The sequence below is a fragment of the Lentzea sp. NPDC058436 genome (genome assembly GCF_042721515.1).
Classification (GTDB): Bacteria; Actinomycetota; Actinomycetes; order Mycobacteriales; family Pseudonocardiaceae; genus Lentzea.
The window spans coordinates 39,611-61,820 of sequence record NZ_JBHXLF010000012.1; the positions used below are offsets into that span (position 1 = coordinate 39,611).

The window sequence follows — 22,210 nt, forward strand, 5'->3', positions numbered from 1 at the left end:
GGGGATCACCAGTGAGACACAACAAGAGAAGACGTTTCACGACGTTCGGCGTCGTGGTGACGTTGTTGCTCGCGACCGGTCAGGACGCACTCGCGGCCGGTGACAACAAGTACGGCTGGAAACTGCCGGAACTGCAACAGAACAAGTCGGTGCCGACGAGCTCGGTGGCCACGCGCGGCAAGACCGAGGACGCGGCGGCGAAGGCGGCCGTGACGAAGGTCGAGCAGCCGAAGTGGCCGGGCGAGTCGCAGGCGGAGGTCGACCTGGCCGCTGCCGCACCGGCAACGGCCGCGAAGGCCGCGCCGGGTCTGGTCTCGGTGCGGCGCAAGGACGGCAACGCCGTCACCGCGAGGTCTGCCGCTCCCGCGAAGGTGCGGGTGAGCGTCAAGGGGCAGGACACGGCGAAGAAGCTGGGGCTGCACGGTGTCGTGTTCACCGTCGCGGACACCGGTGGCGCCGCGGGGACGCCGTTGCGGCTGGACGTCGACTACGGGTCTTTCGCGTCGGCGTTCGGTGGTGACTACGCCTCGCGCCTGCGCCTGGTGTCGCTGCCGGCGTGTGCACTGTCCACACCGGACAAGCAGGAGTGCCGCCGCACGACGCCGCTCGCCGGTGGCAGCAACGACAGTTCGGCGAAGAAGGTCTCGGCCGACGTCACCCCGTTGGCGACCACAAGCGCGCAGCGGGCCGACTCGGGTGCCGTGGTTCTCGCCGCGACCGCCGCGCCGTCCAGCGGCAACGGCAGCTACGCGGCGACGTCGCTCGCTCCGGCCGGCTCCTGGAACGCGGGTGGTTCGTCGGGTGACTTCAGCTACGGCTACCCGCTGCGGGTTCCGCCCGCGGCCGGGGGCAAGGCGCCTTCGGTGTCGCTCGGCTACTCGTCGCAGAGCCTCGACGGCCGGATGTCGTCGACGAACAACCAGGCGTCGATCGTCGGTGACGGCTGGGACGTCTCTCCCGGCGGGTTCATCGAACGGCAGTACAAGCCCTGCGGCCTCGACCTCGGTGGCAACAACGGTCAGACCAAGACCGGCGACCAGTGCTGGGCGACCGACAACGCGACCATCAGCCTGGTCGGTGTCTCCGGCAAGCTGGTCAAGGCTTCCGAGGACGCCACAACCGGTGTCACGACGTGGCGGGCGAAGAACGACGACGGTGCGCGCGTCGAGCGCTTCAAGGGCGCCGCGAACGGCGACAACGACGGTGAGCACTGGAAGGTCACCACGACCGACGGCACCCAGTACTTCCTGGGCGTGAACCGGTTGCCGGGCTGGTCGTCCGGCAAGCCGGAGACGAAGTCGGCGTGGACCGTGCCGGTCTACGGCAACAACGACAACGAGCCGTGCAAGCAGGCGACCTTCGATGCGTCGTGGTGCCAGCAGGCGTACCGGTGGAACGTCGACTACTCGGTCGACCCGCACGGCAACGTCACGACGTACTACTACGACCAGGAGATCAACCACTACGGCCGCAATGCCGACGCGGCCAAGGGCACGCCGTACGTGCGCGGCGGTCACCTCACCCGCATCGAGTACGGCCTGCGCAGTGACAACTACTTCGGTGCCGTCGGCGGCCGTGTGCAGTTCGACATGGCCGAACGCTGCCTGCCGAACGGCGCGATCACCTGCGATCCCTCGCAGCTCAACGCCTCCACGGCCGCCTCGTGGCCGGACGTGCCGGCGGACCAGCTCTGCAACGCGGGCGAGCAGTGCACCAACAGGTTGACGCCCACCTTCTTCACCCGCAAACGACTGGTGAAGGTCATCGCCCAGGTCGGCAACGGCAGCGGTGGTCACTCCGACGTCGACTCCTGGACGTTGACGCAGGACTTCCCGGCCACGGGTGACGGCACGTCGCCGGCGCTGAACCTGAAGTCGATCGTCCACACCGGACACATCGGTGGCACGATCGCGCTGCCCGCGACGACGTTCGACCGCGTGCCCATGGACAACCGGGTCGACAGCGGTCACGACAACCTGTCGCCGCTCACGCGGTACCGGGTCGTCGGCATCAACGGTGAGGGCGGGGCGCACACCGAGATCCGCTACAGCGAACGGGACTGCGTCCCCGGCACGCGCATGCCGGCGTCGCCGGAGTCCAACACCCTGCGGTGCTACCCGACGTGGTGGACGCCGGACGGCGCGCAGAACCCGATCCTGGACTACTTCCAGAAGTACGTCGTCACCGACGTCACCGACGACGACCGCACGGGCGCCTCGTCGTTGCTCAAGACGCACTACGACTACATCGGCAACCCGGCCTGGATCTTCGACGAGAACGAGTTCGCCGAGGCAGACCGGAGGACGTACTCGCAGTGGCGCGGCTACGGAACGGTGCGCACGGTCAAGGGTGACTCCTCCGGCAAGCAGAGCGTGTCGGAGAGCGTGTACATGCGTGGTGTGGACGGCGCGTCGGTGTCCGCCAGCGAGGGCGAGCCGATCACCGACGTCGAGCGCCTGCAGGGGTTCGTGCGGGAGACGCGGGAGTTCAACGACGGCGTGCTCGTGTCGGCGTCGGTGAACGACCCGTGGGTGAGCGAGGCGACCGCGACCGGTGCGGACGGCAAGCAGGCCAAGCTGAGCAACGTCCTCGCCGTGCGCGGCCGGACGTTGCTGGAGAACGGGCAGTGGCGGCGCACGAAGGTCGTGAAGAAGTACGACTCGGTCGGCATCGTCACGGAGGCCGAGGACCACGGTGACCTCGGCGTCACCGGCGACGAGTCCTGTGCGCGCTCGACGTTCGCGCGCAACGACGCGGCGTGGATGCTGAGCTACGCCTCGCAGGTGGAGACCGTCAAGGGCCTCTGCACCGTCACGGCGTCCGCGTCGACGGTCTTGAGCTCCGTCAAGTCGTCGTACGACGGTCAGGCGTGGGGGGTGGCGCCGACGAAGGGCGACATCACCAAGGCCGAGGCGCTGGACAAGTGGGATGGCACCGGGCAGAAGTGGGTCACCGCCTCCACCTCGACGTTCGACGCCTACGGCCGTCCGCTCGAAGTGGTGGACGCGACCGGTCAGAAGACGACCACCGCGTACACGCCGGCCACCGGCCCGGTGAAGCAGGTGACCAGCACCAACGCGCTGGGACACGTGTCGAACGGGTACTTCGAGCCCGCGTGGGGCACGTCGACCGCGTCCGTGGACGCGAACGGGCGTCGTTCAGACCTGTCCTACGATGCGTTGGGCCGGACGACGGCGGCCTGGTTGCCGGGTCACCCGAAGGCGACCGCCAAGGCGGACGCGGTCTTCGAGTACACCTACAACACCAACGCACCGAGCGTCGTGGCGGCGAAGCAGCTGCAGGACGACGGCAACACCTACCTGGTCTCCTACACGCTCTACGACGGCCTGTTCCGCGAGCGGCAGACGCAGTCCCCGTCGCCCGCGGGTGGCCGACTGGTCTCCGACACGTTCTACGACTCGCGTGGCCTTCCGTACAAGACGAACGGCGCGTACTGGAACAACCAGGCCGCGAGCGGGGCACTGGCCGGTGTGCTGGACAACGCGGTGCCGAACCAGACCATCACCGAATACGACGGGATGGGCCGCACGACGGCGTCGATCTACCGCAAGTACGCGACCGAGCAGTGGCGCACCACCACGTCCTACGGCGGTGACCGGGTCCACACCACGCCGCCCCAGGGCGGCACGGCGACGACGGTGATCAACGACGCGCAGGGCCGCACGACCGAGAAGCGTCAGTACACGGCGGGTCTGGGCGCGGCGTTCGACGCGACGAAGTACGTCTACACCCCGGCCGGCCAGCTCTCGACGGTCACCGACCCCGCCGGCAACGTGTGGCGGTCGACCTACGACCTGCGCGGGCGCAAGATCGCCTCGGACGACCCCGACGCGGGGCACACCGACATCGCCTACGACGCGGCGGGTCGTGTGACCTCGTCCACGGACGCTCGTGGTCGCACAGTGGCCTACTCCTACGACGTGCTGAGCCGCAAGACCGCGTCCTACGACGGGTCGACCTCGGGTACCAAGCTCGCGGAGTGGCAGTACGACACCACCGCGACGGGACTCGGCATGCTGACGTTGTCCCGCAGGTGGGTCAACGGCCAGCCGTACACGAACAAGGTCTCGGGCTACGACACGGCGGGACGCCCGACCGGCCAGAAGGTCATCGTGCCGGCCGCGGCGGAAGGCGTGCTGGGCACCACGTACGAGGTGGGCTACTCGTACACCTACACGGGCAAGCTGCGGGACCTCGACTACCTGGACGCCAACTCCGGCGGCAGGACGATCGTGCCCGCCGAGACGGTGTCGACCCAGTACAACGCCTTCGGCCTGCCCGCGTCGACGCAGGGTGCCAGCCGCTACGTCAGCGGCACCGTCTACTCGGCCATGGGCGAGACGCTCAAGGAGACCTACGACAGCGACGACAGCCCGAACAACGTGTGGGTGACCAACTTCTACGAGGAGGGCACCCGCAGGCTCGAGCGGACGATCGCGGACCGGGAGACTCCGACCGCGTACCGGATCGCGGACCGCAACTACAGCTACGACGCGTCCGGCAACATCAACCGCGTGGCCGACACCCCCGAGGGCGGCCCGTCGGACATCCAGTGCTTCGCCTACGACCACCTGCGCCGCATGACCGAGGCCTGGACTCCGGGTTCCGGCAACTGCGCGGCGCCGAAGTCGACGAGCGCACTGGGCGGCGCGGCGTCGTACTGGCTGTCGTGGACGTTCGACAAGACCGGCAACCGCCTGTCTCAGACCTCGCACGCGAGCGCCGGCGACACGACGAACTCGTTCACCTACCCGGCAGCGGGCGCGCCACAACCGCACACCGTGACGAAGGTCGACACCACCGGCCCGAACGGCACCTCGCAGGACAAGTTCGGCTACGACGCGTCGGGCAACACGACGTCGCGCAACATCTCCGGCAACACCCAGACGCTGGAGTACGACGTCGAGGGCCGCGTCTCCAAGGTGAAGAACGCGGACGGCAAGGAGTCCACGTACCTCTACGACGCCGACGGCAACCGCCTGATCGCACGTGAGCCGTCAGCCAAGACGCTCTACGTGTTCGGCCAGGAGATTCGCCTGGAGACGGGAACCACCACCCCGTCGTGGACTCGTTACTACAGCCACAACGGCCACACCGTGGCGCAGCGGAACTCGATCTCGGGCCTGAAGTGGCTCCTGTCGGACCACCAGGGCACCGAGATCGCGGCCGTCACCGCAGGAAACCTGGCGACGGCATCACGCCGCCAGACCCCGTTCGGCGAGTCCCGGGGCAACACCGCGACGCCGTGGAACACGAGCGGTTTCGTAGGCGGCACTCGTGAGGAGTCGGGGCTGACGCGCGTGGGTGCGCGTCTGTACGACGCCACTGTGGGCCGGTTCCTGTCGGCCGACCCGATCATCGACAACAACGACCCGCAGCAGCTCAACGGCTACGCGTACAGCAACAACAGCCCTGTGACGTTCAGCGACCCGACGGGTCTGCTGGCCGGTGGGCAGTGCGGTCCGGACGGGATCCTGTGCGGTGGTGGTCGGGAGAACTACCAGAACAACGAGGAGTACAAGAACGTCCAGCAGTTCTTCAAGGACGAGCGCAAGGCTCAGCAGCAGCAGTCTTCGGCGGTGCGTCAGGCGACGCAGAAGGCGATGCAGGACGCCGGTATCAGTCAGGCCGCGTACGAGGAGGCCTTGAAGAACGCCCACAAGACGAAGTGGGATGTGATCAAGGAAGTCGCCTGGGAGATGTTGAAGGACATCTCGGGGTGGAACGACATCGTCGACTGCTTCACCAAGGGTGACGTCTGGGCCTGTGGTGGGCTGGTGATGAACCTGGTGCCGTGGGGCAAGGTCGGGAAGGTGATCGAGGCCGGGTACAAGGCGGTCAAGGCCGTCGCGTCGATGGCCAACATCATCTCCAAGGCGCAGGGGCTGCTTCGGCGGGTCGCGGGGATCGCCGCGCAGGCCCAGCAAGTCACGGTGAACGCATTGCGCAAGGTGGGTGGCGGGTCGCAAGGTCCCGCCGGCGCGGCGGAGATGGACAGCTTCCTCGCCAGCGGGGCGACAGTGCGGCACAGCACCACCGCCACCGCGATCGGCGATGACGCCAACACGCTGCAGAACTTCGCACGTTCGCGAGGTGTCGAGGGACACGACGTTATCGTGCACGGTGACGAGATGGGCAACTTCCGAGTCGACGGGATGATCACTCACCCTCAGCAGATCGCCGATGCCGTGCGGGAGAACCCGTTCTACGACGGTGGCCCCATCAACTTGGTGACCTGTCACGGGTCGTGCGGCCCCGCCCAGGAGCTTCGGGAGATCCTTGGTGTCCCCGTCACGTCGAGTCCGTTCAGGGTTGATCTCAGCCCGAGGACCGGCGTACTGCGTGAGTGGACGTGATGAACGTGGAGGTTGTAGTGCCCGGTACCGTCAAACCGCTCGGGCTGTTCGGCCCCGGAGGTGACCAGCCGTTCGATTTGTCGCCGGAAACCCTGCGACCGCTTGTCGGCGAACTGGACAGCGACCTGCGCAAGAAGGTGGCGAGGTACCTCCGCGGTGGTGTCCTGGTGATCGCGCTGATGGAGTACACCGAAGATGTCCTGGATGGACAGTTCGGAGTCTCCGGCGGTTCCGGCATCATGACCGATGGCTCCTACTACTGGCGGTGTGACGCCGCCGAATACGTCGAGACGTACGGGATCGGCCTGGAGCAGTCCGTTCTGGATCACATGGAGCGGGCAGAGTGGTCCGCTCCGCCGGTGTCCCAGGCAGAGGCGCTGGACATCGATGACTACCTCGTCCGCGCGTTGCGAGCGCGCTGACGGAGTCGATCGAGGTCTGTCGGCCCGATCAGGGGCCCTCGCGCCGCAGCTGTTGCTGCTCCCACCTACTACAGCGACTTGCTGTAGTAGGTGGGAGTTGGCCGTGGGCGCTCGGATGCCCGGCGGAAGTGAAGTTCCGGGCCGGGACGAGTCGGTGAACGGGAGGCGCGTGGCCGTCGTCCTCGGCAGGGTGTACGTCTTGGCTGCCCGCTGAACACCGGCCGCCTGCTCCTGCGCCCCTTCCGGCCAAGCGACCTCGACGACTTCTACGCCTACCGCTACCTCTACGGCGGGTCGGTCACGAGGGAAGAGTGCGCGGACCTGCTCGACAAGCCGATCGACGACCACGAGATCACCTGCGAGGGCCAGCTGCTCGCGATCCACCTGCCTGAGGCGGGCCGGGGTCATCGGCAGCGCTGTGCTGAAGTGGCGCAGCGAGACACATCGACAGGGCGAGATCGGCTACAGCCTCAACCTGGGTTCCACGGTCACGGCTACGCGATCGAGGCGGCGCGGACGATGCTCCGGCTCGGGTTCGATGGGCTCGGTCTCCACCGGATCGTCGCCGAGTGCGCGCGTGCTCAGGCTTGAGCACCCGATCAGGACCGATCGGCTGGTGTTGAGGCCGTTCGAAGCCGGCGACCTCGACGACGTCTTCGCCTACCGCAGGCTGCCCGCGGTCACCCGCTTCCTCTGAAGCGAGGCCGACCTAGGACTGCTGAGCGCCGAGCACCGGTTGGTGGAACGGCTCGGCATGCGCCGGGAGGTGCACTTCCGACCCCACGCGATCCTCCAAGGGCGAGTGGGCCGACCGTTTCGTGTACGCGATGCTTGCCGGAGAACATCGGAACCACTGAGACGAACCCTTGAGGAGTGCTCATGGCGCGGGTCGCGGCCATCGACTGCGGGACCAACTCGATCCGTCTGCTCGTCGCCGACGTGACGAAGCGGGAGGACGGCACCGCGTGGCTGCGGGACGTCCACCGCGAGATGAAGATCGTCCGGCTCGGCCAGGGCGTGGACGCCACCGGGCGGTTGCACCCCGACGCCATCGAGCGCACGCGCCAGGCGCTTCTCGACTACGCGCGCACGATGCAACGCAAGGGCGTGGAGGTCGCACGGATGGTCGCCACGAGCGCGACGCGGGACGCGAGCAACCGCGACGAGTTCTTCGGCATGACCGAGCAGATCCTCGGCGCGCCCGCGGAGGTGATCACCGGGGACGAGGAGGCGAGGCTGTCCTACCTCGGTGCGGTGGCCGATCTTGACCCGGAAGAGGGACCCTTCCTCGTCACCGATCTGGGTGGTGGTTCGACCGAGTTCGTCCTCGGGACGGGCTCGGAGGTCGAGGCCGCGAGGTCGATGGACATCGGCTGCGTGCGGCTGACGGAGCGGTTCCTGCACTCCGATCCGCCCAAGAAGGACGAAATTGAACAAGCGGAAGCGTTTGCGCGTGAAGCCGTCAAAGCCGCATTCGAAGTGGTCCCCGTCGAGAAGATGAAGACGTGGATCGGGGTCGCCGGCACCGTTACGACATTGTCAGCCCTGGTCCAGGGGTTGGAGGTGTACAACAGCGACGATATTCACCTCAGCCGCATCACACTTGACAATGTTCGTGAAATCACCGACCGTATCCTCTCCATGACGCACGAGGAACGTGCCTCGCTGGGGCCCATGCACCCCGGTCGGGTGGACGTGATCTGCGGCGGGGCGGTGGTACTGCGTGCGATTGCCGACGAGCTCGAAAATCGCGCGGGAATCCGCACGCTCGTGTGCAGTGAGCACGACATCCTCGACGGCATCGCGTTTTCGCTGGTCTAGCGCCGAATTAAGGTGCGCTTGAGGTGATCGTGACAATTTTGTGACCGATTTCGATGCGCGTACTGCTGGAAGCCCCGGTTAACGTCCTCTCACGTTTTGGGAGGTGGACGAGACCTCCCGGGGAGGCGCGCGCACGCAATATCTGCGGAGCGGCGCCGGGGAAAGGCGGGAGAGACTGATGTCGCGATCACGGGTTGCGTGGGTGGCTCTGCCAGCCGCGCTCGCCATGACGCTCAGCGCATGCGGCGGCGGCGGCGGGAGCAACAACGCTGCCGATGGCAAGGACAACCCGGACGGCACGGTGTCCATCTACGGCACCGAGCCCAAGAGCACGCTGTTCCCGGCCAACACGACCGAGGCGGGCGGTGGCAAGGTCACCGACTCCCTGTTCTCGCGGCTGGTCGGTTACAAGGCTGAAGACGGCGCGCCCTACAACTTGATGGCTGAAGAGATCAAGTCGGATGACGCCAAGGTCTACAACATCAAGATCAAGCAGGGCTGGAAGTTCCACGACGGCACCGAGGTGAAGGCGAAGAACTTCGTCGACGCCTGGAACTACGCCGCGTACGCGCCGAACGCGCAGCAGGCAGCGTCGTTCTTCTCCGTGATCGCGGGCTTCGACGACGTCCACCCGGCCGACGAGAACGCGAAGCCGGCCAAGGACAAGATGTCCGGTCTCGAGCTCGTGGGCGACTACGAGTTCAAGGTCACGCTCAACGGCCCGACCTCGGTCTTCACGACGATGATCGGCTACACACCGTTCTCGCCGATGGCCGACTCGTTCTTCGCCGACCCGAAGGCCGCCGAGGCGAAGCCGATCGGCAACGGCCCGGTCAAGTTCGTCTCCCGCACGCCGAACGCGCTGATCAAGATGGAGCGCTTCGACGACTACAAGGGCGAGGACAAGGTCCACTTCAAGACCTTGGACTACAAGATCTACTCCTCCCAGGAGACCGCGTACCAGGACCTGGTCGCGGGCAAGCTGGACTTCATGGAGGCCCTGCCCCCGTCGGCCAAGGTCGGCGAGAAGTACAAGGCGGACCTCGGTGACGCGGTCGTGACCGCGAACCTGCTCGGCCAGAGCGCGATCGCGTTCCCGCAGTACATCGACGCCTTCAAGAACGTGAAGCTGCGTCAGGCCGTCTCGATGGCCATCAACCGGGAGCAGATCACGAAGACCGTGCTGGCCGGCTCGTACGTGCCGTCCACGAGCTTCGTCTCGCCCGGCATCAAGGGCTACCGCGCGGACACCTGCGGCGAGTACTGCAAGTACAACCCGGAGAAGGCCAAGCAGCTGTTTCAGGAGTCGGGCTTCACCGGCAAGCTGACCATCCAGTCCAACCAGGACGGTGGCCGCAAGGAGCCGCTCGAGGCCGCGTGCAACAGCATCAAGCAGGCCCTGGGCGTTGAGTGCGAGTTCGTCGGTGCCACCAACTTCGGTGCGTTCCGCCAGATCGTCGACGGCAAGCAGCTGACCGGCATGAGCCGTTCGGACTGGTCGGCCGACTACCCGTCGATCGAGAACTTCCTCAACCCGCTGTACCGCACGGGTGGGTCGTCCAACGACTCGAACTTCTCGAACCCGCAGGTCGACGCCCTGCTCAAGCAGGCCGACAGCACTGCGAACGAGGACGAGGCGATCAAGCTCTACCAGCAGGCAGAGGACATCATCGCCAAGGAACTGCCCTCCATGCCGACCTGGAACGAGAAGGGCATCGGCGGCCGTTCGAAGAACCTGCTCGACGCCAAGATGTCGTTCAAGCGTCAGGGCGTCCTGGAGTCGTTCCGAGTCAAGGCCTGATTCCCGAACACCTGAGTTCTGAACACCGTCCGGCCCCGCGTCCCTCAAGCGTTACGGGCGCGGGGCCGGAGCGGTGTCCGGGACCTTGGGCGCCCCCACCACGCAAGGAGCCGACCTAATGGGTCGCTATGTGCTGCGCCGTCTGCTGCAGCTGATACCGGTCTTCCTGGGGACCACCTTCCTGATCTACGCCCTCGTCTGGGCGATCCCGCAGGACCCCTTCGCGGGCAAGTGCGGCCAGCGGCCGTGCGATCCGGCCTACATCGCCGAGATGAGCCAGAAGCTCAACCTCAACGACCCGTTGGTCATCCAGTACTTCAAGTACCTGGGCAACCTGGTCGTCGGCGACTTCGGCACCACCTTCAACGGCATCTCCGTCGGTGAGCAGATCGCCACCTCGTGGCCGATCACGCTCAAGATGGGCATCATCGCGCTGATCATCGAGGCCGTCATCGGCATCATCGCCGGCGTCCTCACGGGCTTGCGCAAGTCGGGCTTCCTGGACAACCTCGTCCTGATCTCGACCCTGTTCCTGATCTCCCTGCCGGTCTTCGTCACCGGTTTCGTGCTGCGGCTCTACCTCGGCCCGCAGGGCTTCGACCTGATGGACACCTCGGTCAGCTCCGATCCGACGTTCGGCGAGCTGCTCCTGCCCGGCTTCGTGCTCGGCAGCCTCTCGATGGCCTACGTGGCCAGGCTGACCCGCACGAGCATCGTCGAGAACCGTCGCGCCGACTTCGTGCGCACGGCCGTCGCGAAGGGCCAGCCGCAGTCCCGCGTCGTCGGCATCCACCTGCTGCGCAACTCGCTGATCCCGGTGATCACGTTCCTCGGCACCGACCTCGGCAGCCTCCTCGGCGGCGCGATCGTCACCGAGGGCGTCTTCAACATCAACGGCATCGGCGGCCTGATCTTCCGCGGCATCCAGGAGAAGGAAGGCGTCATGGTCACGGGCATCGTGACCCTGCTGGTGCTGGTGTACCTGCTGATGAGCCTGCTCGTCGACCTCCTGTACGCCGTTCTCGACCCGAGGATTCGCTATGAGTGACCCAGGATCCGTGTCCGGCGGAGCCGGACTGGAGGCGTCCGCGGCGGCGGGCGTCGACCAGGCGAGCCACCTCGACGACTCGTCGCAGAAGCAGCGCAAGCCCCGTTCGCTCTGGAGCGACGCGTGGGGCGAGCTGCGGCGCAAGCCCACGTTCATCATCTCGCTGGTGATCATCGCGGTCATCGTGCTGATGGCGATCTGGCCGACGCTGTTCACGTCGGTCGACCCGCGCGCCGCGAACCTCGACAAGTCGCTGCAGCCGCCGTCCGGTGACGCGTGGTTCGGCTACGACCTGCAGGGCTACGACGTCTACGCCCGCGCCATGCACGGCGCCCGCGCGTCGTTGCTCGTCGGGTTGTTCGCGACGATCCTGACCGTCCTCATCGGATCGGTCATCGGCATCTTCGCGGGCTACGCCAAGACGTGGATCGACTCGCTGCTGTCGCGCTTCGGCGACATCTTCGCGGGCATCCCGTTCGTGCTCGGCGCGATCGTCATCCTCACCACGCTGAACGCGCCGACCGAGAACCCCGGTGCGTTCCAGATCATCACGCAGGTCGTGCTCTCGATCGCCGTGCTGTCGTGGCCGGTGGCCATGCGCATCATGCGTTCGGCGACCCTCGTGGCGAAGCAGCAGGACTACGTCAAGGCCGCCCGCGGCCTCGGTGCGTCGCCGCTGCGGATCGTGGTCAGGCACCTGCTGCCGAACACCGTGGCGCCCGTGCTGGTGTACGCGACGATCGCCCTGGGTGCCTTCATCGGCGCCGAGGCGACGCTCGCGTTCCTCGGCATCGGCCTGCGTCCGCCGGTCGTGTCGTGGGGCGTGATGATCTCGGAGTCGCGCGACTACTTCCAGTCGGCTCCGCACATGCTGCTGTTCCCCGCGGGCTTCGTCACGATCACCGTGCTGGCCTTCGTCATGCTGGGTGACGCCGTGCGCGACGCCCTCGACCCCAAGTCCCGATAGGGGAATCCTGTGACTCAGCCATTGCTGGAGGTCGAGGATCTCCACGTGGAATTCCGCACCCGCGACGGTGTCGCGAAGGTGCTCAACGGCGTTTCGTACCACGTCTCGGCTGGCGAAACCCTTGCGGTGCTGGGTGAATCCGGTTCCGGCAAGTCCGTGACCGCCCAGACGATCATGGGCATCCTGGACACGCCGCCGGGGTTCATCACCAAGGGCACGATCAAGTTCCGCGGTGAGGACCTGCTGACCCAGTCGGCGGACGCACGGCGCCAGGTCCGTGGCGAGGGCATCGCCATGATCTTCCAGGACGCCCTGTCCGCGCTGAACCCGGTGTTCACCGTCGGGTTCCAGATCGAGGAGCAGCTGCGCGTGCGGCGCGGGATGTCCAAAGCGGACGCCCGCAAGCGCGCGATCGAGCTGCTCGACCAGGTCAAGATCCCGAACGCCAAGGGACGGATCACCGACTACCCGCACCAGTTCTCCGGTGGCATGCGGCAGCGCGCGATGATCGCGATGTCGCTGGCTCTCGACCCGGAGCTGCTGATCGCGGACGAGCCCACGACCGCGCTGGACGTCACCGTGCAGGCCCAGATCATGGACCTGCTGGCGGAGATCCAGAAGGAACGCGACATGGGCATGATCCTGATCACCCACGACCTCGGCGTCGTCGCCGACGTCGCGGACCGGATCTCGGTCATGTACGCGGGCCGCATCGTCGAGCACGCCGACGTCTACGAGCTGTTCCGCGCGCCGGGGCACCCGTACACCGAGTCGCTGCTGGAGTCCCTGCCCCGCGTGGACCTGCGCGGCCAGGAGCTCAAGACGATCAAGGGTCTGCCGCCGTCGCTGACCAACATCCCGCCCGGCTGCCCGTTCAACCCGCGCTGCCCGCGCGTGTTCGACCGGTGCGTGTCCGAGGTGCCCGCCGTGCACAACCTCGGCATGGGCCGCACCAGCCGGTGCCACATCGCGGAGGAGGTCGTCGCTCGTGGCTGAGCCGATCCTCGAGGTCGAGAACCTCGTCAAGCACTTCCCGGTCCGCGTCGGCGTGCTGTTCAAGCGCACCGTGGGCCACGTCAAGGCCGTCGACGGCGTCTCGTTCTCGCTGAACAAGGGCGAGACCCTCGGCGTCGTGGGCGAGTCCGGTTGCGGCAAGTCCACCCTGGCCCAGGTGCTGATGCGCCTGGAACCGCCCACGTCGGGCCTGGCCAGGTTCGAGGGCCGCGACATCTTCGGCATGAAGGGCGCGGAGCTGCGCAAGCTGCGCCGCGACATCCAGATCGTGCTGCAGGACCCGTACACGTCGCTGAACCCGCGCATGACGGTCGGCGACATCGTCGGTGAGCCCTTCGAGATCCACACCGAGGTCGCGCCGAAGGGTTCGCGCCAGCAGAAGGTCCAGGAACTGCTGGAGACCGTGGGCCTGAACCCGGAGCACATCAACCGGTACCCGCACCAGTTCTCCGGCGGTCAGCGCCAGCGCATCGGCATCGCCCGCGCGCTGGCGTTGAAGCCCAAGGTGATCGTGTGCGACGAGCCGGTGTCCGCACTGGACGTCTCGATCCAGGCGCAGGTCATGAACCTGCTGGGCGACCTGCAGACCGAGATGGGCCTCTCGTACGTCTTCATCGCGCACGACCTGTCGGTGGTCCGCCACCTGTCGGACCGCGTCGCGGTGATGTACCTCGGCAAGATCGTGGAGATCGGCACCGAGGAGGAGATCTACGAGCGGCCGATGCACCCGTACACGCAGGCACTGCTCTCCGCGGTGCCGGTGCCGGACCCGACCCAGCGCGGACGTCGTGACGTCATCCGCCTGACGGGTGACGTGCCGTCGCCGATCGACCCGCCCTCGGGCTGCCGGTTCCGCACGCGGTGCTGGAAGGCGCAGGACATCTGCGCCACCGAGGTTCCCGAGCTCGTGGTGCGCAACGACGGTCACCCCGCCGCGTGCCACTTCGCGGAGGAGCGCGCGGTCGTCTGACCGGCTGTTCTACGTGGCTGAGGGGTCGTGCCTGCGGGCGCGGCCCCTCAGCTCGTCGAAGGCCCTCGTGGCCGGTGGCCGGTCCACGAACTCCTTGATGGCTTCGGCGCACTCACGCGCGCTGCTCGTGGCGGTGTCGACCTCGAAGTCGTAGAGCCCGTGCTGGTGGACGTCGAGACAGTCCCGCAGCCGCCATGGCTCGCTCAGCACGTGATCCACCACGACGTGGTTGCCGGCCTGAGTCGGTTCGTCGAGCTCCAGCGTTCGACCGCCTGCATCGCACCGAAGGCGTCGACACCCATGTGGAAGAACGGGCTGATCACGGCTTGGCCAGGTCGGTGAGCGAGACCCCGGGGCCGACCTCGCGCGTGCCGGTCTCCACGAACCCGCGCTTGCGGTAGAGCTTGAGCGCCGGCTCGTTCTTCGTGCCCGTGCTGACGATCTGCGGTCCGGGCGGCAGCGCGTCGAGGAGCTTCGACGCGATCCCGCGACGGAACGCACGCGGGTGCACGACCAGCCGGTGGATGTCCACAGTGGACCCGTCGAGCCGGTACGACACCGCGCCGACGAGACCCTCGTCGTCGTGCAGCCCGAGGAAGACCTCTTCGGTGGCACGGAGTTCTTCGAGGGTCTCGTGCAGCGGTGGGATGCCGTCGAAGCCGATGAGCTCGGCCTCGACGGCGTACGCCAGACGTTGCACTGTCCACAGTTCGTGCAGGACGGCGTCGTCGGACAGGTCGAGGATCACGTGTTGGACGAGTTCCGCACGAACGCCGCCAGGTCCTCGGACTGCTGCACGCGCGAGGGCTCGTGGACGTACATCATGTGGCCGGCCGGGTAGTAGGCCGACTCGATGTTCGCCGTGAGCTCCTTCGGGATCTGCAGGTGCGCGATGAGGTGCTCGGCCGCGAAGTACGGCGTGGCGCCGTCGAACCAGCCGAACGCGACGTGCACCTTGAGGTGCGGGTTCGCCCGCATCGCCGCGGAGAGCTTGCCCGCCGTGGTGACGTGGCGGCCCTCGAACTCCTTGTACGACCAGTTCTCGATGACCCGCGCGAGCACCTCGTAGGGCAGGTCGCTCTTGTAGCCGAGCTCGGCGTGCACGTAGTGGTTGAGCACCGCCGAGTACGGGCCGAGGATGGCGTCGATGGACGGGTCCGCGGAGATGCCCTCGCGGCCGTAGTCGGTGTCCCAGCCGGTGAAGCGGGCGTCGATGCGGCCGACCGTCTTGCGGTCGCGGCGCAGCAGTTCGGTGAAGAACCTGATGTGCTCGATGCGCAGGTCGACCGCGTCCACGTACTCCTCGGACAGGCCGGTGAGCCGTGCGAGCTTCTCGATCGTGGCGGCGCGCTCGACGTCGCTGAGCCTGTTGCCGCGCGCCAGGGCGTAGGGGTAGTCGCGGACCGCGAACTCCTCGGCCTCGGCGAGCACCTCCTTGAGCAGACGGTCGCCGTGCAGGCCGTGGTAGTGCGCGATGGCCGCGTACGTCGGCAGGAACAGCGTGTAGGCGAGGTCGTGGCCCTCGTTGAACTCCAGCGTCGCGAAGTCCAGCACCGACGAGATCAGCATGAGGCCGTTGAGGTACAGGCCGTGCTTCTTCTGCAGGTGCTCGGCGAGACCGGCCGCCCGGAGCGTGCCGTACGACTCGCCGCAGAGGAACTTCGGCGACATCCACCGGCCGTTGCGCGCCGTCCAGAGGCGGATGACCTCGCCGACGGACTCGATGTCGGGCTGGTAGCCGTGGTAGCTGCTGGCCTTCTCGCCCTCCGCGGCCCGCGAGAACCCGGTCGACACGGGGTCGATGAACACGAGGTCGCTCTCGGCGAGCAGCGACTCCTCGTTGTCCGCGATCCCGTACGGCGGCGCGGTCAGGTTGCCGACGTCCCCGCTGAGCACCCGGCGCGGCCCGAGGAGCCCCATGTGCAGCCACACGCTCGCGGAGCCGGGCCCACCGTTGAACGCGAACGTCACAGGCCTCTTCAGCGGGTCGGCGCCGTCGAGCGTGTAGGTCGTGACGAAGACCTCGGCCTTGGGCTTGTGCCCCTCGAACACGCCGTCCTTCGTCACCTCCTCCTTGAGCACGATCCGCCCGGTGGTCGCGGTGTAGTTCAGCTCGCGGCCCTTGACGGTGATGCTGTGCTGGGTGGTGACCAGATCATCAGCGGGAGACGCGGGCTTCTCTTCGGTCTTCTCCTCGGACATGGGAGCAACATTACGGAACTCGACGAGCGGATAACGGCCTGCCGAGCGTGCCCGCGCCTGGTCGCGTGGCGCGAGCAGGTCGCTGTCGAGAAGCGCGCGGCGTTCGCGGACCAGGAGTACTGGGGCAAACCGGTCCCGGGCTTCGGGCCGATGGACGCCTCGCTGCTCCTCGTGGGCCTGGCGCCGGCTGCTCATGGCGCCAACCGCACCGGGCGGATGTTCACCGGTGACCCGTCCGGAGACTTCCTGTTCCGCGCGTTGTACGAGGTGGGGCTCGCTTCGCAGTCCTCCGCGTGGAGCCGGGACGACGGGATGGAGCTGCACGGCGTGCGGATGGCGTCGCCCGTGCGGTGCGCGCCGCCCGAGAACAAGCCGACCGCCGAGGAACGGGACCGGTGCTCGCCGTTCCTGCGCGAGGAGATCGGGTTGATGCCGAACCTGCGGTCCGTGATGGTGCTCGGTGGGTTCGGGTGGAAGGCGTTCCTGCCGCTGCTGGGGGTTCGTCCGCCCAAGTTCGGGCACGGGGTGGAGGTCGAGGCGGGTGGGTTGCGCGTGTTCGGGTGCTACCACGTGTCGCCGCACAACACGTACACCGGACGGCTGACCCAGGAGATGCTGCAGGACGTGCTGAAGAGGGCGAAGGGCTGATGGGGAGCAGGGCCAACTACGCGATCGTCGACGAACGCGGCTGGGAGCTGTACTTCTCGAACGGCGGTGCGGAGCCGTTGCTCGGAACCTTCGCGGGCGGACCCGCTCGGGTGATCGAGGAGGTGCGTGACGAGCAGCCGGTCGAGGAGTGGCTGGACGACGTCTGGTGCGAGGGTGCCGCGCTGATCGACAGCGTGAACCACGTCCTGCTGCTCTTCACCTGGCACCACGACGGAGTTGACGACAGAGCACGCCGACTTGCTGCCATCAGGAGTTCCTGGCCGGGCTGGCGGATCCGCTGGGCGTACGGTGGGATCGAGGACCTGGTGGCGTACCTCGGACTCGACCGCGCCCTGGTCCGTGCCGGTGACCGTCCGGAACCCGTGCTGCGGGAGGTGGGCGAGCCGCCCGAGATCACCAACACCCTGGTGACGGTCCGGCAGGAGGACGGCTCGGTGCTCGGGCACCGGCTGTGCCACCTGCGCTGCGAACCGCTGTGGGCAGGGCACGGACTGCTGGACTCGTTGGCGACCTGGACCCCGGTGCGAGCCTGGGACCGCCTGACCGCCGACGACCTCGGACCTGAGCTCGGGCTGCACGTCGACGTCGCGAACCGCGAGCTCGGGTTCTGGACGGCCGCGAACTTCACGGGGACCGTTGAGGAGATCGCGGCGCGCTGGCCGGGCTGGAGGGTCGAGTTCTGGGAGGACCGCCACGAAGAGCAGGCACTCCGTTGCGGCAACGAATTCCGGACGTTCCCGTTCAGCTCCACTTAGGATCCGCCGCGTGAACTTCTGGACCGACGGCACCCACGGCGTCCAAGCCCCGCTGACCGATGAGGCCGTCCGCGAGGCCGAAGCGCTGCTGGGCGTGCGCCTCCCGGAAGCCCTGCTCGAACTCCTGCGCGTGCAGAACGGCGGCACGGTGGTCGACGAACTGTCCGCCCACCCGACGACCGAGCGGACCTCCTGGGCACCGGACCACGTCCCGTTCGACAGCCTGCTGGGCATCGGCACCGCGGAGGGCACCCTGTCCCTCCTCGACACGCCCTACCTGGTCGAGGAGTGGGGTCTGCCGTCCCCGGTCGTGCTGCTCACCGGGGACGGCCACACGTGGATCGCGCTGGACTACCGCGAGGGCGGTGAGCCGTCGGTCGTCTGGCTCGACGCCGACAACGAGTCGGAACTGCCGCTGGCGCCGGACTTCACCACGTTCCTCAACGGCCTGGTGCCCGAGAACAGCTTCGACTGACCGACCAAAGGATCATCCGAAGTCTGCCCGCGCGTGTAAGGCTGCTCGTCATGAAGTGGTGGCGGGCCGGAGTGGCGGTGGCGGCGTTGCTGATCGTCGTCGTCGCGGCCGGTGGCACGTCGCCGGTCACGTTCGTCGACCGCCTCGGTGACCGGCCGCCGCCGCAGGACTCCGGGCCGCAGACCGACATCCCGCTGCCGACCGAGCTGCCGGACGTCCTGGCCGTGCCGCTCACCGCGTACCTCGTGCTGCTCGCGGGACTGGTGCTGTTCGGGCTGGTCGGGATCGTCCTCGCGTTCGAACTGCCCCGGTGGCGGCGGCCGAAGGGCGTGCGCGGGATCGAGGTCGAGGCCGCCGAGTTCGGGGAGACGGCGGTGGTGCGGCGCGTCGAGAAGGCGTTGCAGGAGTTCACCGCCCATCCGGAACGGCCGCCGCGCGACGCCGTGATCGCCGCCTGGCTCGCGCTCGAAGCGGCCGAGGAACGGCTCCCGCACCAGACGCCCACCGAGTTCACCGAGAAGCTCGGCGTGGACGCCGTGGTGCTCAAGGACCTCTACCGACGCGCGCGTTTCGGGCACGAGGACGTGACCGCGGCGCAAGCTGAACAGGCACAGCAAGAGTTGAGCCGCATCGTCCGGGAGCTCGCATGAAGACCGTGCTCGCGCTGGTGGTCGGGGTGGTCATCGGCGTCGTCATCTGGCTGCTCGGCGCCTCGCCCGCGTGGGCCGCCGCGCTGGCCGTGCCGCCGGCCGCGTTCTGCGTGCTGGTCAGCAGGTTGCCGCGAGCCACCGACATCGTCTGGAGCTCGGCGCCGCCGCCTCCCGGTTCGATCAGCACGGCGCACGCCAGCACGCTCGCGAGCAGGCTGGCCGAGGCGGCGGAGGACCCGCGGCGCTACCAGGAGCGGTTTCGCGCCCGGCTCGCACGACTGGGGATCGAGGCGTCCGAGATGCCCGATCCGAAGCAACTCGCCGACAGGCTCAGGAGGGTCGAGTGACGATCGCACGGGAGGCCGAGGCCGTCCTCGACGAGATCGGCAAGGTCGTCGTCGGGCGCACTCGGACGCTGCGGCTCGCGCTCGCGGCCGTGCTGGCGGGCGGGCACGTGCTGCTGGAGGACGTGCCGGGCCTCGGCAAGACGTTGATCGCGCGGTCGTTGGCGCAGGCGTTGTCGCTGGACTTCCGGCGCCTGCAGTGCACGCCGGACCTGCTGCCCGCGGACGTCACCGGGTCGTTCCTCTACGACCCCGGCAGCCGCGAGTTCGAGTTCCACCAGGGGCCCGTGTTCACCGGGCTGCTGCTCGCCGACGAGATCAACCGCACGCCGCCGAAGACTCAGTCCGCGTTGCTGGAGGCCATGCAGGAGCGGCAGGTCACGGTCGAGGGGCGCACGTTCCCCTTGCCCAGGCCGTTCCACGTGCTGGCGACCTCGAACCCCGTCGAGTACGAGGGCACCTACCCGTTGCCCGAGGCGCAGCTCGACAGGTTCCTGGTGCGGCTCGACATCGGCTACCCGCCCGCCGAGGAGGAGGTCGAGGTGCTGCGGCGCCGGATCGCCCGGCAGCGCGAGGAGGCCGAGGTGGCGCCGGTGCTGGCGGCGGGCAGGCTCGCCGAGCTCCAGGCCGAGCTGGAGAAGACCACTGTGGACGACGATCTCCTGCGGTACTGCGTCGATCTGGCCGTCGCCACGCGCAGGCACACGTCCGTCGAGGTCGGCGCGTCGCCACGAGGTGCGCAGGCTCTCGTGCTCGTCGCCCGCGCACTGGCCACTTTGGACGATCGCGCGTACGTGACGCCCGAGGACGTCAAGGAGTGCGCGGTCGCCGTGCTGGCGCACCGGCTCGTGGTGAAGCCCGAGACGTGGACGTCCGGCGTGAACGGCGTGCAGGTCGTCACCGAACTGCTCGGCAAGGTCCCGGGCCCGCCCAGCTCATGAGCAGAGCGGACAAGATCAGGGAGGCCTTCGCCCAGTCGCACGGCGCGCGCTGGCACCCCACGGACGCGTACTCGCGCGCCGTCTGGCTGGGTGTCGGGCTCGTCGTCGGCGGGATGTTCCTGCACGAGGTCGAACTGGTGCTGTTCGGCGTGCCGCTGATCCTGTCCGTGCTGCTGACCGGGAAGCCTCAGGGCACACCGACGGTCAGCGTCAAGCCCGTACCGCGAGGGGCCGGGTTGGGCGCAGTGCACACCGTCGCGCACGTCGACGGTGCGGACGCCGAGATCGCGGTGGTCAAGCTGCCGGGCGGCACGAAGGCCGTGCCGGCGCACTCGCCCGACCTGCCGGTGGAGATCCGGCGCGACGCCTGGGGTCCCGGCGTCGACCTGCGGCTGGACCACCTGTTCGCCGGACCCGACGGCATGCACGTCTACGGGCCGATCGTCGGCGTCGAGCACGTCCGCACGATCCTGCCGCCGGTCGAGCACCACCCGTCCGGGCCGCTGCCACCGCGGCCCGCCGGTCTGGTCGGCATCCACCGCTCGCCGCGCGCCGGCGACTCGACCGAGCTGCGCGACATCCGGGCGTTCCAGCCGGGGGACAGGCTCAAGCGCGTCGACTGGCGCGTCACGACCCGCACCGGCACCCTGCACGTCCGCGAGCGGCACGCCGAGGCCGACGCGGAGATCGTGCTGGCCCTCGACACGCGCGCCGACGTCGGTGGCGAGGTGGCGGACTGGGCCTCGCCGTACTACGGCTCCTCGACGCGTCCCGGCGGCAGCCTCGACCGGGCGGTGCGGCGGGCGGCGTCGATGGCCGCCGGCTACCTGCGGCAGGGCGACCGGGTGGCGTTGATGGACCTCTCACGCCCGCAGCTCAACGTCCGTTCCGGGGTGGGGCGGCGGCATCTGATGCGGATCCGCACGCAGCTCGTCGTGTGCGTGCAGGCCGCCGGGTGGTCGTCGCACGTGGCGTTGCGCAAGCTCCCGCACGGATGCGTGGTCGTGCTGCTGTCGCCGTTCCTCGACGACGAGATCGCGGAGCTGGCCGTGCAGACGCGCAAGCACGGTCATGTGGTGCTCGCGATCAACACGCTGCCGATGCCGTTGACGCCCGATCCGGAGACGTCGTGGGGTGAGGTCGCGGCCGAGATGATCTCCGCGGAGCACCGGCTGAGGCTGCGGCGCATGGCCGAGCACGGGGTGGCGGTGACGCGCGAGTGCTGATGCGGCTGGCGATCGTGCTCGCGGCGGTGCCCGTGGCGCTGATCCTGCACCTGGAGTCGTCGTCGATCGGGCCGTTGCTGATCGTCTCGGCGCTGACGGTGCTGACCGTGCTGATGCCGGGAAGCGCGGGAGCGGCGTTGCTGATCGGCTACGCGGCGCTGGCGATGGCGTTCGCCGACGGGCACCCGTTGCGGCTCGGGGTGCTGGTCATGATTCCGGCGCTGCACCTCATTCACGTGACGTCCGCGCTCGCGGCGGTCGTTCCGGTGAAAACGAAATTCGAAGCCGCTGCGCTGAAAGCACCAGCACGCCGGTTCGCCATTGTCCAAGCGATCACATTCGTCGTCGCGGCGTTCGCCGCCGTGGTTCCCTCGGGGGCCGGGATCGGCCTCGTGGAGGTGCTCGGACTGGGGGCTCTGACGGTCGTGATCGGGGTCGTGGCGCTGAGGATCTGAATCGACACTCTCAGGGAGAACGTGTCAGATCCAGCTCAAGTCGCAGGTCAGCCGCAGGGGTGGCGGGCATCAC

General features: G+C 68.1%; 20 protein-coding genes. 17 read left to right on the plus strand and 3 right to left on the minus strand.

Annotated elements, in window-relative coordinates; genetic code table 11:
* Positions 1-11 precede the first annotated feature (11 nt).
* The 9 genes from ACFWN2_RS31905 (at position 12) to ACFWN2_RS31945 (ending at position 14,420) form a co-directional block, all read left to right on the plus strand.
* The gene (locus ACFWN2_RS31905) at positions 12-6,377 is read left to right on the plus strand and encodes an RHS repeat domain-containing protein (protein ID WP_382433764.1); all 6,366 of its coding nucleotides are present in this window, start codon (positions 12-14) and stop codon (positions 6,375-6,377) included.
* Positions 6,368-6,799, plus strand: a complete 432-nt coding sequence (locus ACFWN2_RS31910) for a hypothetical protein (protein WP_382433766.1) — start codon at positions 6,368-6,370, stop codon at positions 6,797-6,799. Before ACFWN2_RS31905 ends, ACFWN2_RS31910 begins: the two co-directional genes overlap by 10 nt.
* A gap of 231 nt (positions 6,800-7,030) precedes the next feature.
* Positions 7,031-7,390 carry a GNAT family N-acetyltransferase gene (locus ACFWN2_RS31915; RefSeq protein ID WP_382434058.1) on the plus strand — a complete coding sequence of 120 codons (360 nt, stop codon included), beginning with the start codon at positions 7,031-7,033 and terminating at the stop codon, positions 7,388-7,390.
* 288 nt (positions 7,391-7,678) lie between these two features.
* Complete coding sequence (locus ACFWN2_RS31920) at positions 7,679-8,620, plus strand: exopolyphosphatase (protein ID WP_382433768.1); 942 nt, start codon at positions 7,679-7,681, stop codon at positions 8,618-8,620.
* 178 nt (positions 8,621-8,798) lie between these two features.
* Positions 8,799-10,421, plus strand: coding sequence for an ABC transporter substrate-binding protein (locus tag ACFWN2_RS31925; protein ID WP_382433770.1), 1,623 nt, complete (start codon positions 8,799-8,801; stop codon positions 10,419-10,421).
* A gap of 118 nt (positions 10,422-10,539) precedes the next feature.
* Positions 10,540-11,469 carry an ABC transporter permease gene (locus ACFWN2_RS31930; RefSeq protein ID WP_382433772.1) on the plus strand — a complete coding sequence of 310 codons (930 nt, stop codon included), beginning with the start codon at positions 10,540-10,542 and terminating at the stop codon, positions 11,467-11,469.
* A complete protein-coding gene (locus ACFWN2_RS31935) occupies positions 11,462-12,436 on the plus strand; it encodes an ABC transporter permease (RefSeq protein WP_382433774.1) in 975 nt (324 codons plus the stop codon). Before ACFWN2_RS31930 ends, ACFWN2_RS31935 begins: the two co-directional genes overlap by 8 nt.
* Before the next feature lie 9 nt (positions 12,437-12,445).
* Positions 12,446-13,432, plus strand: a complete 987-nt coding sequence (locus tag ACFWN2_RS31940; protein WP_382433776.1) for an ABC transporter ATP-binding protein — start codon at positions 12,446-12,448, stop codon at positions 13,430-13,432.
* Positions 13,425-14,420 (plus strand): ABC transporter ATP-binding protein, encoded by a 996-nt coding sequence (locus ACFWN2_RS31945; protein ID WP_382433778.1) that lies wholly within the window; start codon positions 13,425-13,427, stop codon positions 14,418-14,420. The genes ACFWN2_RS31940 and ACFWN2_RS31945 overlap by 8 nt, the downstream gene beginning before the upstream one ends.
* Before the next feature lie 9 nt (positions 14,421-14,429).
* Here the strand turns inward: ACFWN2_RS31945 and ACFWN2_RS31950 are convergent, their stop codons facing one another.
* The 3 genes from ACFWN2_RS31950 to ACFWN2_RS31960 all read right to left on the minus strand — a co-directional run bounded on the left by ACFWN2_RS31950 (position 14,430) and on the right by ACFWN2_RS31960 (position 16,622).
* Positions 14,430-14,630: a hypothetical protein gene (locus ACFWN2_RS31950; RefSeq protein WP_382433780.1), complete on the minus strand. Its 201-nt coding sequence runs from the start codon at positions 14,628-14,630 to the stop codon at positions 14,430-14,432.
* A 109-nt stretch (positions 14,631-14,739) separates the two neighbouring features.
* Positions 14,740-15,168, minus strand: coding sequence for a GNAT family N-acetyltransferase (locus ACFWN2_RS31955; protein WP_382433782.1), 429 nt, complete (start codon positions 15,166-15,168; stop codon positions 14,740-14,742).
* Positions 15,165-16,622 (minus strand): S10 family peptidase, encoded by a 1,458-nt coding sequence (locus tag ACFWN2_RS31960; RefSeq protein WP_382433784.1) that lies wholly within the window; start codon positions 16,620-16,622, stop codon positions 15,165-15,167. Before ACFWN2_RS31960 ends, ACFWN2_RS31955 begins: the two co-directional genes overlap by 4 nt.
* Between ACFWN2_RS31960 and ACFWN2_RS31965 the strand changes: the two genes are divergently transcribed.
* From ACFWN2_RS31965 to ACFWN2_RS32000, 8 genes are read left to right on the plus strand one after another with little or no spacing between them, the layout of a single operon-like run.
* Complete coding sequence (locus ACFWN2_RS31965) at positions 16,578-17,270, plus strand: uracil-DNA glycosylase (protein ID WP_382434060.1); 693 nt, start codon at positions 16,578-16,580, stop codon at positions 17,268-17,270. The genes ACFWN2_RS31960 and ACFWN2_RS31965 overlap by 45 nt on opposite strands.
* Positions 17,270-18,046, plus strand: a complete 777-nt coding sequence (locus tag ACFWN2_RS31970; RefSeq protein ID WP_382433786.1) for a hypothetical protein — start codon at positions 17,270-17,272, stop codon at positions 18,044-18,046. The genes ACFWN2_RS31965 and ACFWN2_RS31970 overlap by 1 nt, the downstream gene beginning before the upstream one ends.
* Before the next feature lie 10 nt (positions 18,047-18,056).
* Positions 18,057-18,521, plus strand: coding sequence for an SMI1/KNR4 family protein (locus tag ACFWN2_RS31975; protein ID WP_382433788.1), 465 nt, complete (start codon positions 18,057-18,059; stop codon positions 18,519-18,521).
* Between the two features lie 50 nt (positions 18,522-18,571).
* On the plus strand, positions 18,572-19,171 hold the full coding sequence (locus ACFWN2_RS31980) for a DUF4129 domain-containing protein (protein ID WP_382433790.1): 600 nt from the start codon (positions 18,572-18,574) through the stop codon (positions 19,169-19,171).
* Positions 19,168-19,518 carry a hypothetical protein gene (locus ACFWN2_RS31985; protein ID WP_382433792.1) on the plus strand — a complete coding sequence of 117 codons (351 nt, stop codon included), beginning with the start codon at positions 19,168-19,170 and terminating at the stop codon, positions 19,516-19,518. Before ACFWN2_RS31980 ends, ACFWN2_RS31985 begins: the two co-directional genes overlap by 4 nt.
* The gene (locus tag ACFWN2_RS31990) at positions 19,515-20,456 is read left to right on the plus strand and encodes an AAA family ATPase (RefSeq protein ID WP_382433794.1); all 942 of its coding nucleotides are present in this window, start codon (positions 19,515-19,517) and stop codon (positions 20,454-20,456) included. The genes ACFWN2_RS31985 and ACFWN2_RS31990 overlap by 4 nt, the downstream gene beginning before the upstream one ends.
* Positions 20,453-21,682: a DUF58 domain-containing protein gene (locus tag ACFWN2_RS31995; protein WP_382433796.1), complete on the plus strand. Its 1,230-nt coding sequence runs from the start codon at positions 20,453-20,455 to the stop codon at positions 21,680-21,682. Before ACFWN2_RS31990 ends, ACFWN2_RS31995 begins: the two co-directional genes overlap by 4 nt.
* Positions 21,676-22,137: a hypothetical protein gene (locus tag ACFWN2_RS32000; protein ID WP_382433798.1), complete on the plus strand. Its 462-nt coding sequence runs from the start codon at positions 21,676-21,678 to the stop codon at positions 22,135-22,137. Before ACFWN2_RS31995 ends, ACFWN2_RS32000 begins: the two co-directional genes overlap by 7 nt.
* Positions 22,138-22,210 lie beyond the last annotated feature (73 nt).